This window comes from Marivirga sp. (assembly GCF_051117495.1).
Lineage (GTDB): Bacteria > Bacteroidota > Bacteroidia > Cytophagales > Cyclobacteriaceae > Marivirga.
The window spans coordinates 16,431-39,511 of the sequence record NZ_JBNPEF010000024.1 but is presented as its reverse complement, the minus strand read 5'-3'; the positions used below and the strand labels follow the sequence as shown (position 1 = coordinate 39,511).

The window sequence follows — 23,081 nt, the reverse complement described above, 5'->3', positions numbered from 1 at the left end:
TAAATTTTGAAGTGAAATTAGTTGATTTTGAAAACAGCTTCTATGTTAATGATTTTAAAACCACTGAAATTCAAATAGAAAATGGTTTTCATTACAATATGAATAGACGCTTTAATATTTCTCTTGGCATCAATGGAGGAATGATTTTAGGAATCCCTTATGAGGACCGTCTAACTAATTTCACTAATAGCGGTAATATTGCTGGTATTGACAATTTTCTTCAATACTACAGAGAGATTGATTTCATAGATCAGACTTTGGCTAAAAACCGGTTTTATATTGGCATAAAACCACAGTTAGGATTTAATATTACCAAAAAATGGCAGGTTCAAGCTGGGACAGAAATACGATATTTCTTTCAGCCTTTCTTTGCCGAAAGATCTTACTTTGGAAACACCTTTAAAGAAGAAGGAGTAGATTACATTTTATTAGGACATATAGGAATAAACTATGTTTTAAATGAGCAGATTTCTATAGGAGCTAATTACGACAGGGTAATATCATATCTCCGTAAAACACTAATAATAAACTCATTTGAAAGTGGGCCCTTCGAAAGTGCTGTAAGATACCATAGTCTAGGATTAAACATATCTTATTCATTTTAACCTATTCTATTAAGAGCAAAGAAAAGGAATCCAAGTGGTTTACCTTTCTTTGTACTTTTTTGCCATGAATCTTAGAAATTATCAGGATTTCAAACCAGATTAATATTTTAGGAGAATAACTTAAATACCTATTAACCTAATCATTTCATCACCTCAACCCCTTTTCCCCAATTCAATCACCTCCAACTTCTCCACTTTCCCTATATTAATTTCAAAACGCATCATGGTTCTCATTTTATGAAAACCCTGATTACCAGCAGCACCGGGATTTAGGTAAAGCAAATTTCCATGTTTCTTGTCTGGCATAGCTCTAAGGATATGAGAATGACCACAGATAAAAACATCTGGCTTTTTGGATTCAATTAATTTTCTTACTCTTGGATTATAAGAGGGTGGCTTCCCTCCTATATGGGTCATAAATATTTTTATGCCTTCTCGCTCAAAAAATAAATCCTCTGGATATTCTCTTTGGAATTCAGGAGTATCTATATTTCCATAAACCCCAATAGAGGGCGCAATTTCGTTTAACTTTTCCATTATCTGCCCAGAATCACCTATATCCCCTGCATGCCATATTTCATCACAGTCTTTGAAATATTGATGGATAGTTTCGTCCCAATAGCTGTGGGTGTCAGAAATTAAACCTATTTTCATGTTTTGGAGATTGATTTTGTGTTAACAAATTAAGGATCTGATAGGTATTTTAATCAGAGATTAAAATGGATAGATTCCTGCCTCCGCAGGAATGACGTTCTAATCTAATTTTGTCTTTTAACAAAAAGTTAATCTCTCTAAATTTTAGATTACAATATTTTATAACCTAATCGCTATATTCCGTGCGTCATTCCTGCGAAAACAGGAATCTAGTCTATTGAAACGAAGTTTCAGTACTACAAATCCAATCCATCTAAGTAAGCCTTTATAATATTACCCAATTCTGCAAAATTCTCTTCAAAGCTTTCTTTACTCCTCAATTTCCCTTTCACACTTACATAAAACTTAATTTTTGGCTCAGTACCCGAGGGTCTTGCGGATATTTTACTTCCGTCCTCCAAGAAAAATTGCAATACATTAGAAGAATCAAAATTCAACTTGGTTTTAACTCCGCTTTCCATATCCAAAATGGTGGATTTCTGATAATCCCTTACCTCCAAAACCTTAGTTCCCGCCAAGCTTTTTGGTGGTTCTTCTCTAAATCTGGTCATCATTGCTTTAATTTCTTCACTACCAGACTTTCCTTTTTTAGTAATAGAAACCAAATCTTCACGGTAAAAACCAAACTTCATATACATCTCAATAAGATAATCATAAAGCGTTTTTCCTTGTGATTTTACATAAGCTGTCATTTCAGCTATCATGGCAACGGAAGCAATAGCATCTTTGTCGCGTACATAATCGCTGATCATGTAACCATAGCTTTCCTCTCCCCCTCCAATGAAAGTCTTTTTACCTTCAAGATCTCGAATAACCGCTGCAATGTTTTTAAAACCCGTTAAAGTATCAAAACTTTCAACTTTATATGCATCTGCAATATTTTTGAAAAGTTCGGTGGTCACAATGGTCTTTACTATGTATTGATTTCCATCTAACTTTCCTAACTCGCTCCACCTATTCAATAAATAATAAATCAGCATTGAGCCCGTCTGATTACCATTTAGTAATTCAAATTCATTCTTGGCATTTTTAATCGCAATACCTACTCGGTCAGCATCAGGATCAGTAGCCATAACGATGTCTGCATCAACTTCTTTTCCTTTAGCCAAAGCCATAGACATCGCTTCCTTCTCTTCAGGATTAGGATAAACTACTGTAGGGAAATTGCCATTTGGTTCAGCCTGTTCCTCAACAATATGTACATTCTTGAAACCATACATTTCCAGAGCTTTAGGCACTAAAGTAATGCCTGTTCCATGTATTGAGGAGAAAACAATGTCAATGGATTTATCAGCTTCTGATGCATCAGGAAAAAGCGATATTTTTTTCACCTCTTCCAAATAAGCTTCATCAATATCCTCGCCTATAGTTTCAATCAATGTTTCTTTTCCTTCAAATTGGACATCATCAATAGAGGTAATAGACTTTACTTCATTCATTACATTCAAATCATGTGGAGCTACCATTTGTGCGCCATCAGTCCAATAAGCTTTATAGCCATTATATTCTTTAGGATTATGAGAAGCCGTCAGTACCACTCCGCTTTTGCATCCCAAATGACGAATAGCAAAAGATAATTCAGGTGTAGGCCTCAGGCTATTAAAGAAAAATACTTTAATATTATTAGCTGTGAATACGTCCGCCACTACCTTGGCAAATTCCTCGGCATTATTTCTACAATCATGGGCTATGGCAACAGAAACACCTTGTTCTGTAAAAGTTTTGTTGAGATAATTACTTAAACCTTGTGTCGCCATTCCCAAGGTATATTTGTTCATTCTATTGCTACCCACTCCCATGATCCCACGCAAACCACCGGTTCCGAATTCCAAATCTTTATAAAATGATTCTTCAAATTCTTCTTTATTATTTTCCTGAAGTTCTTTAATCTGCTTTTTGGTGGCTTCATCTACTGATTTACTATCTAACCATTGTTGGGCTTTCTCCTGACTTGTCATATTGGTTCTATATTTTAAATGTTTTAAGATCTAATTTTCAAAAGCTTAGTGCTTAAACACATGATTTCCTCGTGTATTATAAGGCTTAAATTACAGAATAATCAATTAGCAAAAAATAAATACTATTCGAAAAATGCTGAAAAAGAAAAAACCATAGAAATTGGTGCTCTATGGTTTTAAAAATTTTCTTTAGCGAAGTTGTGTGCCATCATATAAAGTTTGTATTATAAGTTTCAAAACGTGGCAGGTTTTGAAACTTGCGGTTTGGCGGTTGGAACCGTCTAATCGCTAATCTACAAATATGATGCTTTAATTATTCGGTCAGACAGTTCCAACCGTCAGACCGAGAAAGCCTTCATTAAACTGGCGCCAGTTGGCGTACGCGTGTTGCGTGTGCCATTGCTAGCTTAAACTTAGTTTTATAAATTCCCAGTTGGCGCACGCGCAATGTCGTTAAGTTTGTGATTTCTCTATCCTTTTTTGCCCGTATTTGTGTCTCCACAAATGCATCGAAGCATGCTTATAAATACATAAGTACCTGCTACTTTTTATGGTTGTGGAGACACAACCATGGGCGTTAAATTTAAGAATCCAGTAAAGAAAAATTCATCTTCTTGTGGAATTTTTATAGAAATTGATTTTATAAAAAAGCTTAACTTAACGACTTTGGGCGCACGCATGTAGCATGTGCTTTGTGAATTTCAAACTGTAGGTCATTGAAATTAAATAATTAATTTTACAAATTCCCTCTCAGCTCCTGCTCTCGTTCAATTGCCTCAAACAAAGCTTTGAAATTTCCTTTTCCGAAGGATTTTGCTCCTTTTCTCTGGATGATTTCGTAGAAAACAGTAGGTCTATCTTGAACCGGCTTGGTGAAAATCTGAAGCAAATAGCCTTCATCATCTCTATCTACCAATATATTATTTTCCCTAATCGGTTCTATATCTTCATCAATCTCTCCAACTCTTTCAAACAAATCATCATAATAAGTATCCGGCACTCTCAAGAATTCCACCCCTCTCCTTCTCATTTCAGAAACTGTATCTACAATATCGTCCGTTGCGATGGCAATATGTTGCACACCAGCTCCTTTATAAAAATCAATATATTCTTCAATCTGTGATTTCTTTTTGCCTTCGGCAGGTTCGTTAATTGGGAATTTTATAAAGCCATTACCATTTGAAACCACTTTAGACATTAATGCAGTATAGTCAGTAGAGATATCCTTATCATCAAAAGTAATTAGCAGGTTAAAACCCATTACATCTCTATAGAAATCTACCCATTTATTCATTTCTCCCCATCCAACATTTCCTACACAATGATCAACATATTTTAGACCAATAGGCTTAACTGGCAATTCACTTGTTTTTTCAACAAAGCCCGGTAAGAAAACACCATTATAATCATGTCTATTCACAAAGGTATGAATGGTATCCCCATAAGTATGAATAGAAGCCACTGTGACTTCCCCATGTTCATCTTTGATAACTTTAGGCGGTGTATGGGGTTTGGCACCTCTTTTGGTGGTTTCATTAAAGGATAATTCTGCATCATCAACCCAGAGTGCCAATACTTTCACTCCATCTCCATGAAGATTTACATGTTGAGCCACCTCGGTATCAGGAGCCAAAGAAGAGGTCAAAACCAATCTGATTTTCCCTTGTTGCAACATATAAGAAGCCCTATCTTTTATTCCTGTCTCCGGTCCTGCATAGGCTTTTAACTCAAAACCAAAAGCTGTTTGATAATACATAGCAGATTGCTTTGCATTACCTACATAAAATTCGATGTAATCGGTGCCATTAATTGGCAAAAAATCCTGTTCCATAGTAGTTTAAATCGATTGCATAATTATTTATAGTTCAAAATTATGTTTTTTAGACAGTAATTGAAATAAATATGAAACTATTCCTAAATAGTCTTCCATTTACTTGGAAGTTATTGGCAATCTAAAGAATTTTACGCTCAGAAAATAACAGCATTAAAGCATGATAGATATTAAAAAATTAGACGAGGATTTAACAGCATTAGTAAAAGCTAAAATAGCTTTGAGTAAACTCAACTATGCTGATAAAGACTACGACAAAATCGAAGAAGAACTTCATGACATGGAGGACGATTTTCAAGAAAATTATGGAGAATACTTGGAAGAAGCATTAGCAGATGTTCACGATGAATTCTGTCCTGACAATGATGTATTACTACCAATAGCCTATCTAGCAGATGAATATATTGTGGATGGAGATTCTATAGATGTGGCTCCAGGACATGGTGTGTTAGTGGAAGCTGATGATTTTGCAAGCGCTAAAGTAACTTTAGCATTAGCTCCTCAGCCTACAAGAATAGTATTACAGGCAGGAAACGACCATAAAGAGGTCGTATGGAGAGCTAAATAAATATATTTTTTCATTTTATAGTCAAGGCAAACGTGAAACGCATAACCAGCCTAGTAATTTTATAATAATGATATCTTGAGAAATCCTTTTCATTACAGAGAAGGATTTTTCTTTTTAAAGATTACAGGCTTTCTTCAAAAAATAGCGAATGCATATCGCGTGTGTCGTTATGAATTTAATTACTTTAAAAGTTTTTATCAATAGTGAATTCCTAGTTGCCTCATTATTCATTTAACCAAATGAACTATTGCAATTGGGCAAATTACCCAATCATCATTTTCTTTTAATATTTTATTTCCATTTCCCAATCATCCCTCTATATTTGCAGGGTTTAAAAAAATAAATAAATCTTATGAGCAATATTATCTGGATTATCCCGATTCTCGGGATTGTGGGACTGATTGTTATGGCTATTAAATCCGCTTGGGTATCAAAACAAGATGCCGGAGATGAAAGGATGACTGAATTAGCCGGCTACATAGCCAAAGGCGCTATGGCATTTTTAAGAGCTGAATGGAAAGTGATGTTCTACTTTGTAATAATTGCTGGTATATTACTGGCTTATTCAGGAACATTGGTAGAGACATCTTCTCCTGTTATTGCAATTTCCTTTTTAATAGGTGCAGTATTCTCCGCATTTGCAGGATATGTAGGGATGAACATTGCCACTAAAGCCAATGTAAGAACTACTCAAGCGGCCAAAACTAGTTTAGCGAAAGCCTTAAAAGTATCTTTTTCAGGCGGTACTGTAATGGGATTAGGTGTTGCAGGATTGGCCGTTTTCGGAATGGGTATATTATTTATTTTCTTATATAATTTGTATGTAATACAAACAGGCGGTGATGTAAACGGCTTGGAAATGGAAAAAGCATTGGAAGTATTAGCTGGTTTTTCTTTAGGAGCTGAGTCTATTGCTTTATTTGCTCGTGTTGGAGGTGGTATATATACAAAAGCGGCTGATGTTGGAGCTGATTTAGTTGGAAAAGTAGAAGCTGGAATTCCTGAAGATGATCCAAGAAACCCTGCTACCATTGCAGATAATGTTGGAGATAACGTAGGTGATGTTGCGGGTATGGGTGCCGATTTATTCGGTTCTTATGTAGCAACTATTTTAGCTTCCATGGTATTGGGTAGAGAAATTATCTCTGAAGACCAATTTGGAGGTGTTGCTCCTATCCTATTACCTATGATCATTGCTGGCTTAGGCTTACTATTCTCAATTATAGGTACTCTATTCGTAAGAATTTCCAAAGAAACTGATAGCGTTCAAAAAGCACTCAATTGGGGGAACTGGTCATCCATCATTTTAACAGTTATTGCTTCTTTATTTTTAGTAAGATGGATGCTTCCTGAAACCATGATCATCAGAGATTTTGCATTTACTAATATGGATGTTTTCTGGGCAATCTTCACGGGATTGATTGTTGGAGCCTTAATGAGTATAATCACAGAATATTATACTGCTATGGGCAGAAAACCTGTTTTATCAATAGTTAAACAATCTAGCACTGGTGCGGCTACCAACATTATTGGTGGTTTAGCAGTAGGTATGCAATCTACTGTATTACCAATTTTGGTTTTGGCTACAGGTATCGTAGTTTCTTATTCTTTTGCTGGTCTTTATGGTGTAGCAATTGCAGCGGCAGGTATGATGGCGACAACTGCTATGCAATTAGCAATTGATGCATTCGGACCAATTGCTGATAATGCAGGTGGTATAGCTGAAATGAGTGGCTTACCAGAAGAAGTTAGAGATAGAACAGATAATTTAGATGCAGTAGGAAACACTACTGCTGCAACGGGTAAAGGATTTGCCATTGCCTCAGCTGCTTTAACAGCATTAGCACTTTTTGCAGCTTTCGTAGGAATATCCGGTATTGACTCAATTGATATTTATAAAGCACCTGTTTTAGCCGCTTTATTTGTTGGCGGTATGATCCCATTTATTTTCTCTTCTCTGGCTATAGCAGCTGTGGGTAGAGCCGCTATGGATATGGTTCAGGAAGTTAGAAGACAATTTAAAGAAATGCCAGGCATAATGGAAGGTACAACCAAACCTGAATACGAAAAATGTGTGGATATTTCAACTAAAGCTTCGATCAGAGAGATGATTTTGCCAGGCGCTATTGCTTTAATAACTCCAATATTGGTAGGATTTGGATTGAAAGGTGTATTTGAAGATACTTCTTCCGCTGAAATCTTAGGTGGTTTATTAGCCGGTGTTACTGTATCAGGTGTTTTGATGGGTATATTTCAGAACAATGCCGGTGGTGCTTGGGATAACGCTAAAAAATCATTTGAAAAAGGGGTTGAAATCAATGGAAAAATGGAGTACAAAGGTTCTGAAGCCCACAAAGCCTCTGTAACTGGTGATACAGTAGGTGATCCTTTCAAAGATACTTCAGGTCCATCTATGAATATTTTGATTAAATTAATGTCTATTGTGGCATTAGTAATTGCTCCTCATATTTCTGTTAAAGATCACAGCACTGCAGAGGTGAAAAAAGAATCAAAAGAAATAGTGGTTGAAAAAAGCGAGCAAATCAAAGCTGAAAAATAAGATTTATTTTTATTGATAATAGAAGGGTTAGTTGGTATTCCAGCTAACCTTTTTTTATTAGAAATAATTTAAAACTTTTTTCTCCCACCAATTCATAAAGCTTTTATTGTATTTACAGCAAATCATTTATATTTTGCTGTTACTTTTAGCATCAATACAAATTCGAACCTAATGGCAGAAAAAAATTCTCAAGGAAATAGACATAAGAGAAAATTCTCTATCAAAAAATATATTCGCATAGATTTTAAAACGCTTCAAGGTAGAATTACCATTGGATTTTTATTGATGGGCGCATTTGCCATTATTATGCTCATTAGTAGTAATTACTCATGGAATAAGCAAATAAATAAAGGAAAGGAATTAATAGCACTCAACAAAAATAGTAGCCGGCTTACTGCTGAAATTCAACAATTGGTTGATTTGACTACTATTTTATCATTCCGCTACATCAGTACGGAAGATGATTTTTTTAAAAATGATATTGAAAATCGCTGGTTTTATGATATTTATCCTAAAGTAGATGAACTGGACAGTTTGGTAAGGGAATTCGGAAATCAGGATATTATAACTTATACAGAAGAATTGAATGCCCATTTACCCATTATCAAAAGCAAACAGAAAGAAGCAATCGCTGATTTAAGTTATGAGAAATTAAATAGTGAGGCAATCATAGATGACATTATGCATTTAACATTCCTCACTACTAATATTAAGGAAGAATTAGCAAAGGCTGAAAATCAATCCATTCGAAGTATTGAAGAGGCAGAAGAAAATATCCCGTTAATTCTTACAATTGAATTTATTTTAGCATTTATTATCAGTACTGCTATAGCGCTTTATATCATTCGTTCTGTTTTACTTAGAATTAAATATTTAAAGGTAAATATTAGAGAATTATCTCATGGAAATCTTCCGGAGGAAATGAAAGAATCAGAAGACGAATTAAACTCCATTATTAAAGCCATCAATGAATTAACAACAAATCTTAAAGGCATTACAAGATTTGCAGAGGAAGTGGGAAAAGGGGATTTTAATACAGATATTACCGTTTTTGATAATCAAGGCGATTTAGGGCAATCCTTAGCTGAAATGCGTAATGAACTTCAAAATGTGGCAGAAGAAGATAAAAGAAGAGTTTGGTTTAATGAAGGTGTGGCCAAATTTGGAGATATTCTTCGTAAAAATGATGATAATATTGAAGACCTTTCTGCACGCCTGATTTCTGAATTAGTGGAATACACAGATTCCATTCAAGGTTCACTTTTTATAGTAAACAAAGAAGATGAGCAAAACATAAAAATTGTGCTCAAAGGTGCTTATGCTTATAACAGACAAAAATATATTGATAAAGAAATAGCTCCTGGACAAGGTTTAGTGGGACAATGTTATTTGGAAAAAGAATTTATTTACCTCTCTGAAATACTGGAAAACTATGTATCTATTCGTTCAGGCTTAGGTGAAGCTAACCCAACACACATTTTAATTAGCCCAATGAAACTAAATGAAGAAGTATTTGGGATAATTGAATTAGCTTCTTTCCAACCTTATCAAGAACATCATAGAGACTTTATAGAGAAAGTTGGGGAAAGTATTGCTTCCACCATACAAGGCTTGCAGGTGTCGATGGAAACCAAAAAACTACTAGAAGAATCTCAATTGAAAGCTGAGCAATTACAGGCTCAAGAAGAAGAAATGCGCCAAAATGCAGAAGAATTAGAAGCTACTCAAGAAGAAATGGAAAGGCAGAGCCGTGAAATGGGTGCGTTTAATCAGGCTGTTAGTATTTCAACTATGGTGGCTGAGTTTGGAAAAAATGGCGAGATTTTGGAAATCAATAGCCAATTGGAATTACAAACAGGTTGGGATAGTGACGACCTAACAGGATTAGATAGAAAAAGACTTTTCTTAGACGAAGAAGACCAAGATTGGAACCAGACTTGGATAAATATTACAGATAATATGTCCATGAGTAAGTCTTCTCATTTAATCAATAAACAAGGACAAAAAATACCTGTGGTGGCTCATTGCATGCCCGTTTCAGATGAACAAGGAAATGCAGTGAAAATTGCTTGTATTTTCATCAAGAAAGAAAAATTGTAATAACATTATAAATTTAGTGCTGTTATACAATTCTTAAAGCATCTGACTTGAAAGAATTTGCACAATTCATAACTTCCATTGACCAAAGCAATAAAACCAATGATAAGGTTAAGGCTTTGAAAAGCTATTTTCTTTCAGCTAATGACCAAGACAAAATATGGACATTAGCTCTTTTCACCCATAGGAAACCCAAAAGGACTGTCAATACCTCTTTACTTAAAGAATGGATAACCGAATGGACGGGAATTCCGGAATGGCTTTTTCAAGAATCCTATCATGTGGTAGGTGATTTGGCGGAAACCATTGCCCTATTATTAGCTTCAAATGAAAGTGTAAATAAAGAAATCGATAAACCCCTCTCCCATTATATTGAAACTTTAATCAAATTAAAAGACAAAAGTATTGAAGAAAAAAAGGCTCAACTTTATCAGGTTTATAATGAATTAGATCAACAGGAACGCTTTGTATTTACCAAAATCATGACAGGTGGGTGGAGAGTGGGTGTTTCTCAAAATTTGATTACAAAGGCACTAAGTGAAGCTTTTGAAATAGATAAACCCATTATTGCACACCGCTTAATGGGAGATTGGTCAGCTGATAATTTCACCTTTCAAGAACTTATTTTGGAAGAAAGCAAAAACGATTTAGCCTCTCGACCCTACCCTTTTTATTTGGCCCATCCCATTGAAACAGAAGAAATTCAAACTGATTTAAATCCGGAGGAATGGCAAGCAGAATGGAAATGGGATGGCATCAGAGGACAAATCATAAAAAGAAATGATGAGGTTTTCATCTGGAGCAGAGGAGAAGAACTAGTTACTGAAAAATTTCCAGAATTAGAAGAAATGGCTCAAAACCTACCGAATGGCACTGTTCTAGATGGGGAAATTACAGCCTATGGAAATGGAGAACCTCTTTCATTTGCCGTTTTACAAACAAGGATAGGGAGAAAAAATATCACCAAAAACTTACTAAAAAAAGCTCCGGTCGTTTTCATTTGTTACGACTTGATTGAAATCAATGGAAAAGATATTAGAGAAAAGCCACTTAACTATCGAATTGAAAAACTTTCTAGCATTATTAAAAATGCTAACGACCAAAGACTTTTATCCTCAGATAGTATAATGTTTTCAGATTGGGGAGAATTAATAGAAATCCGTAAAAAATCTAGAAGCCTGAAAACAGAGGGCTTGATGCTCAAAAAGAAAGATTCCATTTATGAATCAGGAAGAAAAAGAGGAAGTTGGTGGAAATGGAAAATTGCTCCTCTCACCATAGATGGCGTAATGATTTATGCCCAGAAAGGACATGGTAGAAGGGCTGATTTATATTCTGATTATACCTTAGCAGTTTGGAATAAAGATGAACTCATTCCTTTTGCAAAAGCTTATTCAGGATTGACAGATGCGGAAATGAAAAAAGTAGATGCCTTTGTAAAGAAAAATACGAAAGAAAAATTTGGGCCGGTTAGAACTGTAAAGCCTGAACTGGTTTTTGAAATCGCTTTTGAAGGAATTCAAGCCTCTAAACGTCATAAATCGGGAATAGCGCTTCGATTTCCTAGAATAAAAAGGTGGAGACAAGATAAATCCATTTTGGAAGCTAATCAATTATCTGACCTTAAGGAACTTTTGGAAAAATATGGATAAGCGTATAAAGTCAGGTATCGATTGGTTTGAAAGGAAAAACTGGAAGCCGTTCCCTTTTCAAATTGAAACATGGGAAAACTATTTACTAGGGCACTCCGGCTTACTGAATGCCCCAACAGGAAGTGGTAAAACTTATGCCCTGTGGATTGCTTTTCTCATTTCCAAACTTGATAAAAAGCCTAAAAAAGGATTGAAATTTTTATGGATCCTGCCTTTGAGGGCTTTATCAAAAGATATTCAATCTGCCATGCAAGAAGCTACCCATAATTTTGGCTATGATTGGAAAATTGAAATCAGGACAGGAGACACATCTACAAAAGACCGTCAAAGACAAAAAAAGACCCCTCCCGATTGCTTAATCACGACTCCAGAAAGTTTACACTTATTGCTTAGCCAAAAGAAAGCAACTGAATATTTTAAAAATTTAGAAGCGGTTGTAGTAGATGAATGGCATGAGTTGCTAGGCAGTAAAAGAGGCATTCAAGTAGAATTAGCTTTGTCTTCGTTTAAGGAATTTAGTTTAAATACAATAAAAATATGGGGGATTTCAGCTACTATCGGAAATTTATCCGAAGCTCAAAAAGTATTACTGGGCGGAAATAATAAGCAAGGTAAATTTATAAGTGCCAATTTTGATAAAGAGATTAAAATTGAATCTATTTTACCTGATGAGGTAGAGAAATATCCTTGGGCTGGACATTTAGGCATTAAATTGATTGATAAAGTGTTACCTATCATCAATCAAAATAAAACTACCTTGATATTCACCAATACCCGTTCGCAAACAGAAATTTGGTATCAGCAATTGCTAAATAAAGAACCTGAATTAGCCGGAGCCATTGCCATGCATCATGGTTCATTAAATAACCACATACGAACTTGGGTAGAAGAGGCCTTGCATAACGGACGAATAAAAGTAGTAGTTTGTACATCTAGTTTGGATTTAGGAGTAGATTTCCGTCCTGTTGACACTATCATTCAAGTGGGTGGCCCTAAAGGAGTGGCTAGATTTGCCCAAAGAGCAGGAAGAAGCGGACATAGGCCTGGAGAAACCAGTAAAATATACTTTCTTCCGACTCATTCATTGGAATTAATAGAAGGTGCAGCTTTAAGAACTGCCATCCAGAAAAAAGATTTTGAAGCCAGAATTCCCATTCAAATGGCATTGGATGTGTTATTACAATTTATGGTAACCTTGGCAGTAGGTGATGGATTTGAGCCGGATAAATTATTTAAGCAAATTAAAAATACACATTGCTATCAAAAATTAACTAAAAAGGAATGGTCATGGCTTTTAACATTCTTAAAAACAGGTGGAGAAAGTTTAATGGCTTATGATGAATACCATAAAACTATAATTGAAGACGGTAAGATTAAAGTAACTAATAAAAGAATGTCCATGCGACATCGACTTTCCATTGGTACTATAGTGGGCGATCAAGTGCTTAATGTGAAATATGTAAAAGGCGGGCATTTAGGCACCATAGAAGAATACTTTATCAGTAAATTGAAACCAGGTGATGTATTTTGGTTTTCAGGTAAGGCTTTGGAATATGTGCGATTGAAAGATATGACTGTTCAGGTCAAGAAAAGTAAAAGAAAAACAGGCTTAATCCCTCAGTGGATGGGCGGAAGAATGCCCTTATCTTCTCAATTGTCTTTTCACATCAAGCAAAAACTAGAGAACCTTAGGTTAAATCAACTTGATGAAATTGAATTACAATGTATTCAGCCTTTAATTGAAAGGCAAAAAGCACTATCTATCGTACCTAAGGCAGATGAACTTTTGATAGAATCTGTCATTTCAAAGGAAGGTTTTCATATTTTCATTTTCCCATTTGAAGGTCGATTTATCCATGAGGTTTTAGCGGGACTAATCGCATATAGAATCAGCGTTTCACAACCAATAACCTTTTCTATCGCCATGAATGATTACGGTTTCGAATTGTTAACAGATGAAGTTTTTGATTTTGAAGAAATGTTATCTTTGGATTTGTTCTCTTTGGATAATTTAAAAGAGGATATATTATTGGGAATCAACGAAACGGAAATGGCCAAGAGAAAATTTAGGGATATTGCCTCAATTTCTGGCTTGATTTTTAAGGGTTTTCCAGGAAAGAACATTAAAGAAAAACATATACAAGCTTCATCATCTATTTTATTTGATGTTTTCACAGAATATGAGCCTGAAAATTTATTGTTAAAGCAGGCACATAGAGAAGTGATTGAGCAACAACTAGAAGAAGAAAGATTAATTAAATCAATGCGAAAAATCAATCAACAAAAAATTATTTATAACAAAACGAATAAACCCACTCCATTTGCGTTTCCGATCATGGTAGATAGACTAAGGGAAAAATTCTCAACGGAAACGCTGGAAGAAAGAGTGGCAAAAATGCAGTTACAATTAGAAAATATATAAATTTATTTTACATTTGGTATTTAAATATTTTATAAAAAATGAAAAAATTAAGTTTAATAGTACTTTTAGCAAGTTTTAGTTTTTGTTCTTTTGCGCAATCAGATGTTACTGGTAAATGGAAAACTATTGATGATGAAACCGGTAAAGAAAAAAGTATAGTAGAAATATATGAAAAGGATGGAAAGATTTATGGGAAAATAACCAAGCTTTTCAGAGGGCCGGATGAAGAGCAAGATCCAATTTGTGATGTTTGTCCAGGGGATAGGAAAAACAAAAAAATCATAGGAATGGAAATCATACGCGGAATGGAATGGGATGAGGATGATGATGAATATGATGATGGGGAAATTATGGATCCAAAAGATGGCAAAACCTATGATTGTGTATTGTGGAAAGAAGGAGATGAATTAAAAGTAAGAGGTTATGTGGCCTTTTTCTATAGAACTCAAACTTGGAAAAAAGTTAATTAAAAATTGGAAATAGAATTAGCAGGAGAAAAATTACTGCTTTCAGAAAACAAAGTTATTTATTGGCCCAGCGAAGAAACAGTTTTTATTGCTGATTTACATCTGGGAAAAACGACACATTTCAGAAAATCAGGAATTGCTATTCCAACTGCTATCATAAAATCAGAAATTGATCGCTTGGATAACATTATTTCAAAATTTCGCCCAAAGAGAATATTCTTTTTGGGCGATTTGTTTCATAGTGATTTGAATCACGAATGGAACATCTTAAATGATTATCTGGAACTCCATCCTGATATTGATTTTACATTGATCAGAGGAAATCATGATATTCTAAGTAATACAAATTACAATTTAAGTCAATTGAAAATTGAAAAAGAACCATTTCAGTTAGGTTCTTTTCTTTTAAGCCACCATCCTATAAGCAAAGGTGATATTAATAAAGACAAAATAAATTTATGTGGTCATATTCATCCAGGAGTTAGTTTAAAGGGCAAAGGGAAATCCATCTTAAGTCTTCCATGTTTTTATTTAAAGAAAAACCAAATCATCTTACCAGCTTTTGGTAGGTTTACAGGGTTGGCCAAAATATCAGTTGAAAAAGACAGTCAAATATTTATTGTTTTAAAAGATACTGTAAAAGAGTGGGTTAAAAATTAAACCATAAACCTTAGCAAAATAATAGAGCTGTAAGATATTAGTGCTTTTTACATTCGAATATTCATAAAAAATTACGTATTATTATAATAAATTTAGTTCATGGGGTTACCAAATCCACTTGAGCAGTATTAACAAATGAAATTAACAGACAGTCAAATAATTCAACGCATCAAATTGGGTGATGAATCTGCTTTAGATTATCTCTACCAACAACATTATAAAATGATGCTAAGAATGGTTTTGAGAAATAATGGTACAGAGCAAGAGGCTTTGGATATTTTTCAAGATGCTTTAATTGTCTTTTGGCAAAAAGCAATGGATGTTAATTTTGAATTGACATCAAAAATCAGTACTTATCTTTTTAGCGTTTGTCAAAATCTTTGGCGGAAAGAACTGGAAAGAAAAAAGAAGTTTGAGGACAGCGATAAGGAAGAAAGCGAATATAACCAATTAGAAAATCAAGAGATGGTGAAAATCATTCATGATTGTATTAATGAATTGGGGGATTCGTGCAAGCAAATTTTAGGTTATCATTATTTTGACGGTCTTTCAATGGATCAAATAGCCAAAAAAATGGGGCTTGCGAATAGCGATACGGCTAAAACAAAAAGATATAAATGTAAAAAAAGGCTGGACGATTTAATTCGGTCAAGATATAAAGCCAGCGACTTTTTAGACTAAAAATTATGAGTGAAACCAATTATTTTCGCTTAATAGAAGCTTATTTTGAGGGGAACATCTCCCCTGCTGAGAAAGCTATGCTTGAAGCTAAAGTGAAATCAGACCCTTTAGTAAAAGCTGAATTTGATTTACAACAAAATATTGTAAAAGGGATTTCCAATGCCAGAAAATTAGAATTAAAGTCTAGATTATCTGCAATAGATTTACCAACCCATACTGGATTATTGACAGGTAGCGGTGCTAAATGGCTTGCTGGAACGGTGGTCGGTGTAACCATTTTTGGTAGTGTCTTATACTGGTCTCTTATTTCTTTTGAAGAAAATATCAAGCCAGTAGATATTAAAGCAAATCATGAGATCGTATTTCAAACAGAGCAATTATCTGATTTCCCTGAAATAACCGAAAACAATAATGAACTAGAGGGTGCTGAAATTCCTGAAATAAAAGCTTCCAATTCTGATATAAATGCATCAGAAACCAAAGAAGTAATTGTAGAGGAAAAAGATATTACTGCTAAAGTTCAGCCACAAGCTTTAATCTCCTATGAAGATGACAGACTATTCAAAAATCAAAATGAGGATGATTTAGAAAGAATAGAAAGCAAAGAAATTGCTCATAACAGAGCTGACAAGACTGAAATTGAGTTTTTGGAGGCTATAGAAAATGAAAACAATTATCATTATCGTTATTTCAATTCAAAGCTTTATTTATATGGAGATTTTAAAGAAATGCCTTACCAAATCATTGAATTGAACGATAGAGGAAAAAAACAATTATTCCTTAGCCATAATGATGAAGTTTATATTATCAAAGATAAGACTACTGAAATTACTGAATTAAGAAAAATTCAAGATGAAATGTTGAAAATGGAAATTCAGCTTATAGTAGAAGAATAATATTAATATAACAACGTATTGAGAAGGCTTTTCATAATATTTGAGAAGCCTTTTTTGTTTTTATAGTAAATTAATAAGCTAAGCATAAATAAATTCTTATTTTTGAACTTTGAAATATGAGCAAAGAGAAAAAATATAGAAAAAAGAAAAAATTAGGGCATTATCCCTTTGTCAGTGTCATATTCAGTATGACATTAGCGCTTTTCATCTTAGGACTTTTTGCTCTTTTAATTACCACTACTTCATCTTTGACAAAAGTCATACAGCAAAATGTCGAGATGCAAGTTTATCTTAAATCCAATCTCTCTGAACCACAGCAATTAAGAGTAAGTAAATCATTAGCTTCAAAAGAATATATTTTAAAAGAGGATAAAATTGAAGCCATTCGTTTTATTTCAAAAAAAGAAGCAGCAGAAAAATTCATAGAGGAAACAGGAGAAGATTTTATGCAGTTTTTGGGTGATAATCCATTGAAAGATGCTTTTATAGTCAAAATAGCCTCTGAATATCATTCATCTGAAAAAATGGAAGAAGTACAAAAAGATATAGAGAACATAAACGGGGTTTTTGAGGTGATCTATACTAATAACATGGTGCAAAGCATAAATGAAAATATTACCAAAATTAGTATAGTATTATTAAGCATTTCAATTTTGCTGTTTATAGTGATCGGAATCCTAATCAATAACACCATTAAATTAGCGCTTTTCTCTCAAAGATTTTTAATTAGAAGCATGCAATTGGTAGGAGCTACAAAGGGTTTTATCAGAAAACCATTTATTTACCGTTCTATATTGCATGGAATTATTTCTGCTTTAATCGCAGCAGGACTACTTTTTGGATTATTGAATTATGGAAGTCAAAAGCTGGAAGGCCTTGCTGAATTACAGAATCAACAGATGTTATTAATTATTTTTGCTGGACTTTTTATCACAAGCATTTTTATTGCAAGTTTTAGTACATATAGAGCTATGCAAAAATATATGGCAATGTCTTTGGATGAATTATATTAGAATAAACCTAATAGGCCAATACTTGATTAGATATTAAATTGAATAGTGGTCAATATTTAAGAAAACATATTGTTTAATTAAACATTAATTAAGTAACAACTATCTTATATGTCAGAAAAAAAGAAATTAGCATTCGGTAAAAGCAATTACATTCTCATGATTGCTGGAATTATAACCCTTATCATAGGTTTCATTATCATGACCTTAGATTCTAAACAATACGGTTTTGGTTTCTTAGGACTTACTCTTGGACCAGTGATTGTTTTCATAGGCTTCATTATTGAATTTTTTGCAATCTTAAAGAAGCCTAAGCATTAAAAATGGGAATACTTGAAGCTATTATTCTTGGAATTATCCAAGGATTATCAGAGTTTTTACCTGTTAGTAGTAGTGGACATCTTGAAATTGGTGCCGTATTATTAAATGCACATACATCAGAAAGTTTATTGTTTTCGGTATTGGTTCATGCCGCCACTGCGCTCTCTACTATTATTGTTTTCAGAAAGGATATAGCTAATATTTTCCAAGATATATTCAAATTTAAATGGAACGATTCCTATGATTTTGCATTAAAAATCATCATTTCAATGATACCTATAGGTCTTATCGGGATATTTTTTGAGGAACAAGTCGAAAGCCTATTTACAGGCAATTTGCTTTTAGTAGGAAGTATGTTGTTAGTAACTGCTGTTTTATTAGCTTTTACTCAAACTGTAAAAAATAAGACAGGTGGCCCCGTGAAATATTGGCAAGCTATAATAATTGGCATTGCTCAGTCAATAGCCATACTACCTGGTATATCACGATCTGGCGCTACCATTGCAACAGCTTTGTTAATTGGTGTCAATAAAGAAAAAGCAGCAAGGTTTTCTTTCTTAATGGTATTAGTTCCTATTTTAGGAGCATCACTATTGAAGGTATTAGACTATATGGAACAACCTGCAACAACAAACCAAACAGGAGGGTTAGTTCTTTTCATAGGGTTTCTGATGGCGTTTTTAGCTGGATTATTTGCTTGTAAAGCCATGATAAAAATCGTTAAAGAAGGTAAATTAATATATTTTGCTATCTATTGTGCAATAGTGGGAAGCATCGCTATAATAAGCCAATTGATATGACTGAAACAGTGATTGATTATAACGAAGGAAAAGTACTATTAATTGATAAACCGCTCAATTGGACTTCTTTTGATGTGGTAAAAAAATTAAAATTCGCTTTAAAGGTGAAAAAGATTGGACATGCGGGTACTCTAGATCCATTGGCAACTGGATTATTGATTCTTTGCACAGGTAAAATGACTAAGTCAATAGAGAAATATCAAGCACAAGAAAAAGAATACACCGGTGAATTTACATTAGGCTATACTACTCCTTCTTACGATTTGGAAACTGAACCTGAATTTCAAGCTAAAACTGAACATCTTACAATTGAAGATTTAAAAGAAGCTACTTCAAATTTTGTTGGAGAAATAAATCAAACACCTCCAATTTTTTCTGCAGTAAAGAAAGATGGAAAAAGAGCCTATTCTTTGGCAAGAGAAGGAAAAGAAGTGAAATTAAATTCTAGAGTAGTAACTATAAGTGAATTTGAAATAATAAGTTTTGAAGAAAATAAAGCAAAATTCAAAGTTCGCTGCTCTAAAGGAACTTATATTCGCAGCTTGGCGCATGATTTTGGGGAGAGATTAGGAGTAGGCGCCTATTTATCAGCATTAAGAAGAACAAAAATCGGTGACTTTTCCGTTGAAGATGCTGATAACTTAAATGATTTTGTGAAAAATAATAAAGTAAGCACAAATGATCGTCCATAACGGATATGAAAATTTAGAAGGCATCAAAAATGCTGTGGTCACCATAGGAACATTCGATGGGATTCATCTTGGGCATCAGGAAATCATCAGTAGAATAATAGAATTGGCTAAGTCTGTTAATGGAGAAACTGCATTAGTTACTTTTTGGCCTCACCCCAGGTATGTTTTGGGAAAAAACAAGGAGGATTTAAAACTATTGACCACATTTGATGAAAAAGCCGAAATACTTGAACAGCTAGGACTTGATCATATTGTAAGAGTAAATTTCACCAAAGCATTTTCTCAATGGACTTCTGAACAATTTATTCAAAGAATCATTATTTCTGCTTTGCACACCAAAAGATTAGTGATTGGCTATGACCACCGTTTCGGAAAAGATAGAGAGGGAGGATTTGAACATTTAAAGCAACATTCTGATCGATATGGATTTCAAGTAGAAGAAATCTCAAAACAAACAATAGATGATGTAGGGATTAGTTCTACTAAGATTAGAAATGCCATTGAAGAAGGCAAAGTAGAATTAGCCCATGATTTTTTGGGTAGGTTTTATGAAATCAACGGAGAGGTAGTAAGTGGTGACAAAATCGGAAAAACGCTGGGTTTTGCCACAGCCAATATTCAAATTGAAGAAGCCTACAAATTAGTGCCTGCAAATGGTGCTTATGCAGTTATTGCCAAAATTAAAGGAAAAGAACATAAAGCTATGCTCAATATTGGATTTAGGCCTACTGTAGATGGTAAATCAAAAAAAATAGAAGCCAATATTTTCGATTTTAATGAAGATATCTATGGAGAAAAAATCAAAATAAGCTTCATAAGAAGATTAAGGGACGAATTAAAATTTGATTCTAAAGAAGAGCTAAGTAATCAATTGAAAAAGGATAAAGAAAAAGCGCTACAAATATTGAATCAATAACTTCAAGAAAATTAAAATACTTAACTTAGTGTTGAATTTCAATGTATTAGTACGTAAGTATTAAGCAAGCATAGATAGAAGTCCAAAAGACCCTAATTAAACATAAAAATATGATTAATAAAGTAGTTAAAAATGCAATTGAAGCAGTAAAAGACATACCTGATAATGCGGTTTTAATGTTGGGAGGCTTTGGATTGTGTGGCATTCCTGAAAATAGTATTCAAGCTTTATTGGATACTAAAGTTAAAGGATTGACCTGCATCTCCAATAATGCTGGAGTTGATGATTTTGGCATTGGTTTATTACTTAAAACTCATCAGGTCAAAAAAATGGTTTCTTCTTACGTAGGTGAAAATGCAGAATTTGAAAGACAATTACTGTCTGGTGAATTGGATGTAGAACTAATTCCGCAAGGTACCTTGGCTGAAAGAGTTAGAGCTGGAGGAGCAGGAATACCCGCATTTTATACTCCTGCAGGCTTCGGAACTGAAGTTGCCGAAGGAAAAGAGACAAGGGAATTTGATGGGAAAATGTATTTATTAGAAAAGGGTTTAACAGCTGATTTTGCTTTGGTTAAAGCTTGGAAGGGTGATACTGCAGGAAATTTAATTTTTAAAGGGACTGCCAGAAATTTCAACCCTATGATGGCTGCAGCTGGCAAAATTACCATAGCGGAAGTGGAAGAATTAGTACCTGCAGGTAAATTGGATCCAAATGAAATCCATACACCGGGAATATATGTTCAACGTATTTTCCAAGGCAAGAATTATGAAAAGAGAATTGAACAAAGAACCGTAAGATCTTAAGATATGGCACTTGACAAAATTGGAATAGCAAAAAGAATAGCACAAGAAGTAAAAGACGGAATGTATATTAATTTAGGCATTGGTATTCCTACCCTAGTAGCCAATTATATACCTGATGCTTTAGATGTTGTTCTGCAATCAGAAAATGGGCTATTAGGAATTGGACAATTCCCTACCGAAGAAGAAGTGGATGCTGACTTAATCAACGCAGGAAAGCAGACCATTACCATGCGGGATGGTTCTGTTTTATTTGATTCAGCTGAGAGTTTTGCCATGATTAGAGGTGGGCATGTGGATTTAACCATTTTAGGTGCTATGGAAGTTTCAGAGAATGGTGATATTTCCAATTGGAAAATACCAGGCAAAATGGTGAAAGGAATGGGTGGAGCTATGGATTTAGTAGCCTCAGCAAAAAACATTATTGTAGCCATGCAACATACTAGCAGAAGTGGCGAATCCAAATTACTAAAAGAATGTAGTTTACCAATTACAGGCTTGCAATGCGTAAGAAAAATAGTTACTAATTTGGCCGTATTGGAAGTACAAGACGGTGGTGGCTTTAAATTAATGGAAAGAGCTCCAGGTGTAACAGTAGAAGAGATTAAAGAAGCTACAGCAGGAAAACTTATTGTAGAAGGTGATATACAAGAAATGAAAATTGATTGATGAATTTTAAAAATAATATAGCTTTATTTCTCTTAGGTGGATTATTGGTTTTTAATTCATGCAAAGATAAAAATGAGAATTTCGTGTTTTTCTCTGTTGAAGATGATGTGGAATTAGGGGCACAAGTTGCTGAAGAGATTGAAAATGACCCTGACAAATTTCCAATTTTGGATGAAACAGAATATACTGAAGCTTACAATTATTTAAATAATTTACTTGATTATATCCTGACTTCAGGTGAAGTAAAATATACTGAAGAATTTGAATGGGATATACACATTATAGCGGATGATTCTGTATTGAATGCTTTTGCAACTCCAGGAGGATATTTATATGTCTATACAGGCTTAATCAAATATTTAGATCAAGAAGATGATTTAATGGGCGTTTTAGGTCATGAAGTAGCTCATTCTGATTTAAGACATACCAGCAGAAACCTTCAAAGACAATATGGAATTAACATTCTTCTTCAATTATTAACTGGGGAAGATCCAAGTCAACTTGAACAAATTGCTGGGCAAATAGCTGGCACTGCTGCAGGTCTGAGTTTCTCTAGGGAATTTGAAGAAGAAGCAGATGAAAAATCAGTTGAATATTTAGCTAATACACCTTATGCATGTAATGGCGCCTATTCATTTTTCCAAAAGTTATTAGATGAAGGGCAAGCAGGTGGGACGCCTGAATTTTTAAGCACCCATCCTGACCCAGAAAATAGAATAGATGACATTAATACCAAAGCAGATGAATTAGGATGTAATACTACTCCCCTAGCCCCTGCCACCTATGAGGAATTTAAAAACTTGTTACCTCAATAAATAA

Annotated in this window: 21 protein-coding genes; 18 read left to right on the top strand and 3 right to left on the bottom strand. The window is 34.1% G+C overall.

The window, feature by feature from the left end:
* Window positions 1-11 precede the first annotated feature (11 nt).
* Entirely contained in the window at window positions 12-605 is a 594-nt protein-coding gene (locus ACFE0M_RS12805) for a hypothetical protein (RefSeq protein ID WP_434546168.1), read from the top strand.
* Between the two features lie 153 nt (window positions 606-758).
* Here the strand turns inward: ACFE0M_RS12805 and ACFE0M_RS12800 are convergent, their stop codons facing one another.
* The 3 genes from ACFE0M_RS12800 to hppD form a co-directional block, all read right to left on the bottom strand.
* Entirely contained in the window at window positions 759-1,259 is a 501-nt protein-coding gene (locus tag ACFE0M_RS12800; RefSeq protein WP_434546167.1) for a metallophosphoesterase family protein, read from the bottom strand.
* A 236-nt stretch (window positions 1,260-1,495) separates the two neighbouring features.
* Complete coding sequence (locus ACFE0M_RS12795; protein WP_434546166.1) at window positions 1,496-3,217, bottom strand: phospho-sugar mutase; 1,722 nt, start codon at window positions 3,215-3,217, stop codon at window positions 1,496-1,498.
* 736 nt (window positions 3,218-3,953) lie between these two features.
* Complete coding sequence (gene hppD / locus ACFE0M_RS12790; RefSeq protein ID WP_434546165.1) at window positions 3,954-5,048, bottom strand: 4-hydroxyphenylpyruvate dioxygenase; 1,095 nt, start codon at window positions 5,046-5,048, stop codon at window positions 3,954-3,956.
* 160 nt (window positions 5,049-5,208) lie between these two features.
* Between hppD and ACFE0M_RS12785 the strand changes: the two genes are divergently transcribed.
* The 17 genes from ACFE0M_RS12785 (at window position 5,209) to ACFE0M_RS12705 (ending at window position 23,077) form a co-directional block, all read left to right on the top strand.
* Entirely contained in the window at window positions 5,209-5,616 is a 408-nt protein-coding gene (locus ACFE0M_RS12785; RefSeq protein WP_434546164.1) for a hypothetical protein, read from the top strand.
* Window positions 5,617-5,968: 352 nt separating this feature from the next.
* The gene (locus tag ACFE0M_RS12780) at window positions 5,969-8,176 is read left to right on the top strand and encodes a sodium-translocating pyrophosphatase (protein WP_434546163.1); all 2,208 of its coding nucleotides are present in this window, start codon (window positions 5,969-5,971) and stop codon (window positions 8,174-8,176) included.
* A gap of 171 nt (window positions 8,177-8,347) precedes the next feature.
* Window positions 8,348-10,276, top strand: coding sequence for a GAF domain-containing protein (locus ACFE0M_RS12775; RefSeq protein WP_434546162.1), 1,929 nt, complete (start codon window positions 8,348-8,350; stop codon window positions 10,274-10,276).
* Window positions 10,277-10,323: 47 nt separating this feature from the next.
* Complete coding sequence (locus tag ACFE0M_RS12770) at window positions 10,324-11,925, top strand: ATP-dependent DNA ligase (protein ID WP_434546161.1); 1,602 nt, start codon at window positions 10,324-10,326, stop codon at window positions 11,923-11,925.
* A complete protein-coding gene (locus ACFE0M_RS12765; RefSeq protein WP_434546160.1) occupies window positions 11,918-14,347 on the top strand; it encodes a ligase-associated DNA damage response DEXH box helicase in 2,430 nt (809 codons plus the stop codon). Before ACFE0M_RS12770 ends, ACFE0M_RS12765 begins: the two co-directional genes overlap by 8 nt.
* Window positions 14,348-14,385: 38 nt before the next feature.
* On the top strand, window positions 14,386-14,817 hold the full coding sequence (locus ACFE0M_RS12760; protein WP_434546159.1) for a DUF2147 domain-containing protein: 432 nt from the start codon (window positions 14,386-14,388) through the stop codon (window positions 14,815-14,817).
* A gap of 3 nt (window positions 14,818-14,820) precedes the next feature.
* Window positions 14,821-15,474, top strand: coding sequence for a ligase-associated DNA damage response endonuclease PdeM (gene pdeM, locus ACFE0M_RS12755; RefSeq protein WP_434546158.1), 654 nt, complete (start codon window positions 14,821-14,823; stop codon window positions 15,472-15,474).
* 135 nt (window positions 15,475-15,609) lie between these two features.
* Complete coding sequence (locus tag ACFE0M_RS12750) at window positions 15,610-16,155, top strand: RNA polymerase sigma factor (RefSeq protein WP_434546157.1); 546 nt, start codon at window positions 15,610-15,612, stop codon at window positions 16,153-16,155.
* Between the two features lie 5 nt (window positions 16,156-16,160).
* Window positions 16,161-17,051: a hypothetical protein gene (locus ACFE0M_RS12745; RefSeq protein ID WP_434546156.1), complete on the top strand. Its 891-nt coding sequence runs from the start codon at window positions 16,161-16,163 to the stop codon at window positions 17,049-17,051.
* A 116-nt stretch (window positions 17,052-17,167) separates the two neighbouring features.
* Window positions 17,168-18,064, top strand: a complete 897-nt coding sequence (locus ACFE0M_RS12740; protein ID WP_434546155.1) for a cell division protein FtsX — start codon at window positions 17,168-17,170, stop codon at window positions 18,062-18,064.
* Window positions 18,065-18,172: 108 nt separating this feature from the next.
* Window positions 18,173-18,382, top strand: a complete 210-nt coding sequence (locus tag ACFE0M_RS12735; protein ID WP_434546154.1) for a DUF3098 domain-containing protein — start codon at window positions 18,173-18,175, stop codon at window positions 18,380-18,382.
* A gap of 2 nt (window positions 18,383-18,384) precedes the next feature.
* Window positions 18,385-19,182: an undecaprenyl-diphosphate phosphatase gene (locus tag ACFE0M_RS12730; RefSeq protein ID WP_434546153.1), complete on the top strand. Its 798-nt coding sequence runs from the start codon at window positions 18,385-18,387 to the stop codon at window positions 19,180-19,182.
* Entirely contained in the window at window positions 19,179-19,874 is a 696-nt protein-coding gene (truB, locus tag ACFE0M_RS12725; protein ID WP_434546152.1) for a tRNA pseudouridine(55) synthase TruB, read from the top strand. The genes ACFE0M_RS12730 and truB overlap by 4 nt, the downstream gene beginning before the upstream one ends.
* Window positions 19,861-20,790 (top strand): bifunctional riboflavin kinase/FAD synthetase, encoded by a 930-nt coding sequence (locus ACFE0M_RS12720; RefSeq protein ID WP_434546151.1) that lies wholly within the window; start codon window positions 19,861-19,863, stop codon window positions 20,788-20,790. The genes truB and ACFE0M_RS12720 overlap by 14 nt, the downstream gene beginning before the upstream one ends.
* Before the next feature lie 110 nt (window positions 20,791-20,900).
* Window positions 20,901-21,596 (top strand): CoA transferase subunit A, encoded by a 696-nt coding sequence (locus ACFE0M_RS12715; RefSeq protein ID WP_434546150.1) that lies wholly within the window; start codon window positions 20,901-20,903, stop codon window positions 21,594-21,596.
* A 3-nt stretch (window positions 21,597-21,599) separates the two neighbouring features.
* On the top strand, window positions 21,600-22,262 hold the full coding sequence (locus ACFE0M_RS12710) for a 3-oxoacid CoA-transferase subunit B (RefSeq protein WP_434546149.1): 663 nt from the start codon (window positions 21,600-21,602) through the stop codon (window positions 22,260-22,262).
* On the top strand, window positions 22,262-23,077 hold the full coding sequence (locus ACFE0M_RS12705) for a M48 family metalloprotease (RefSeq protein ID WP_434546148.1): 816 nt from the start codon (window positions 22,262-22,264) through the stop codon (window positions 23,075-23,077). Before ACFE0M_RS12710 ends, ACFE0M_RS12705 begins: the two co-directional genes overlap by 1 nt.
* Window positions 23,078-23,081: the final 4 nt, after the last annotated feature.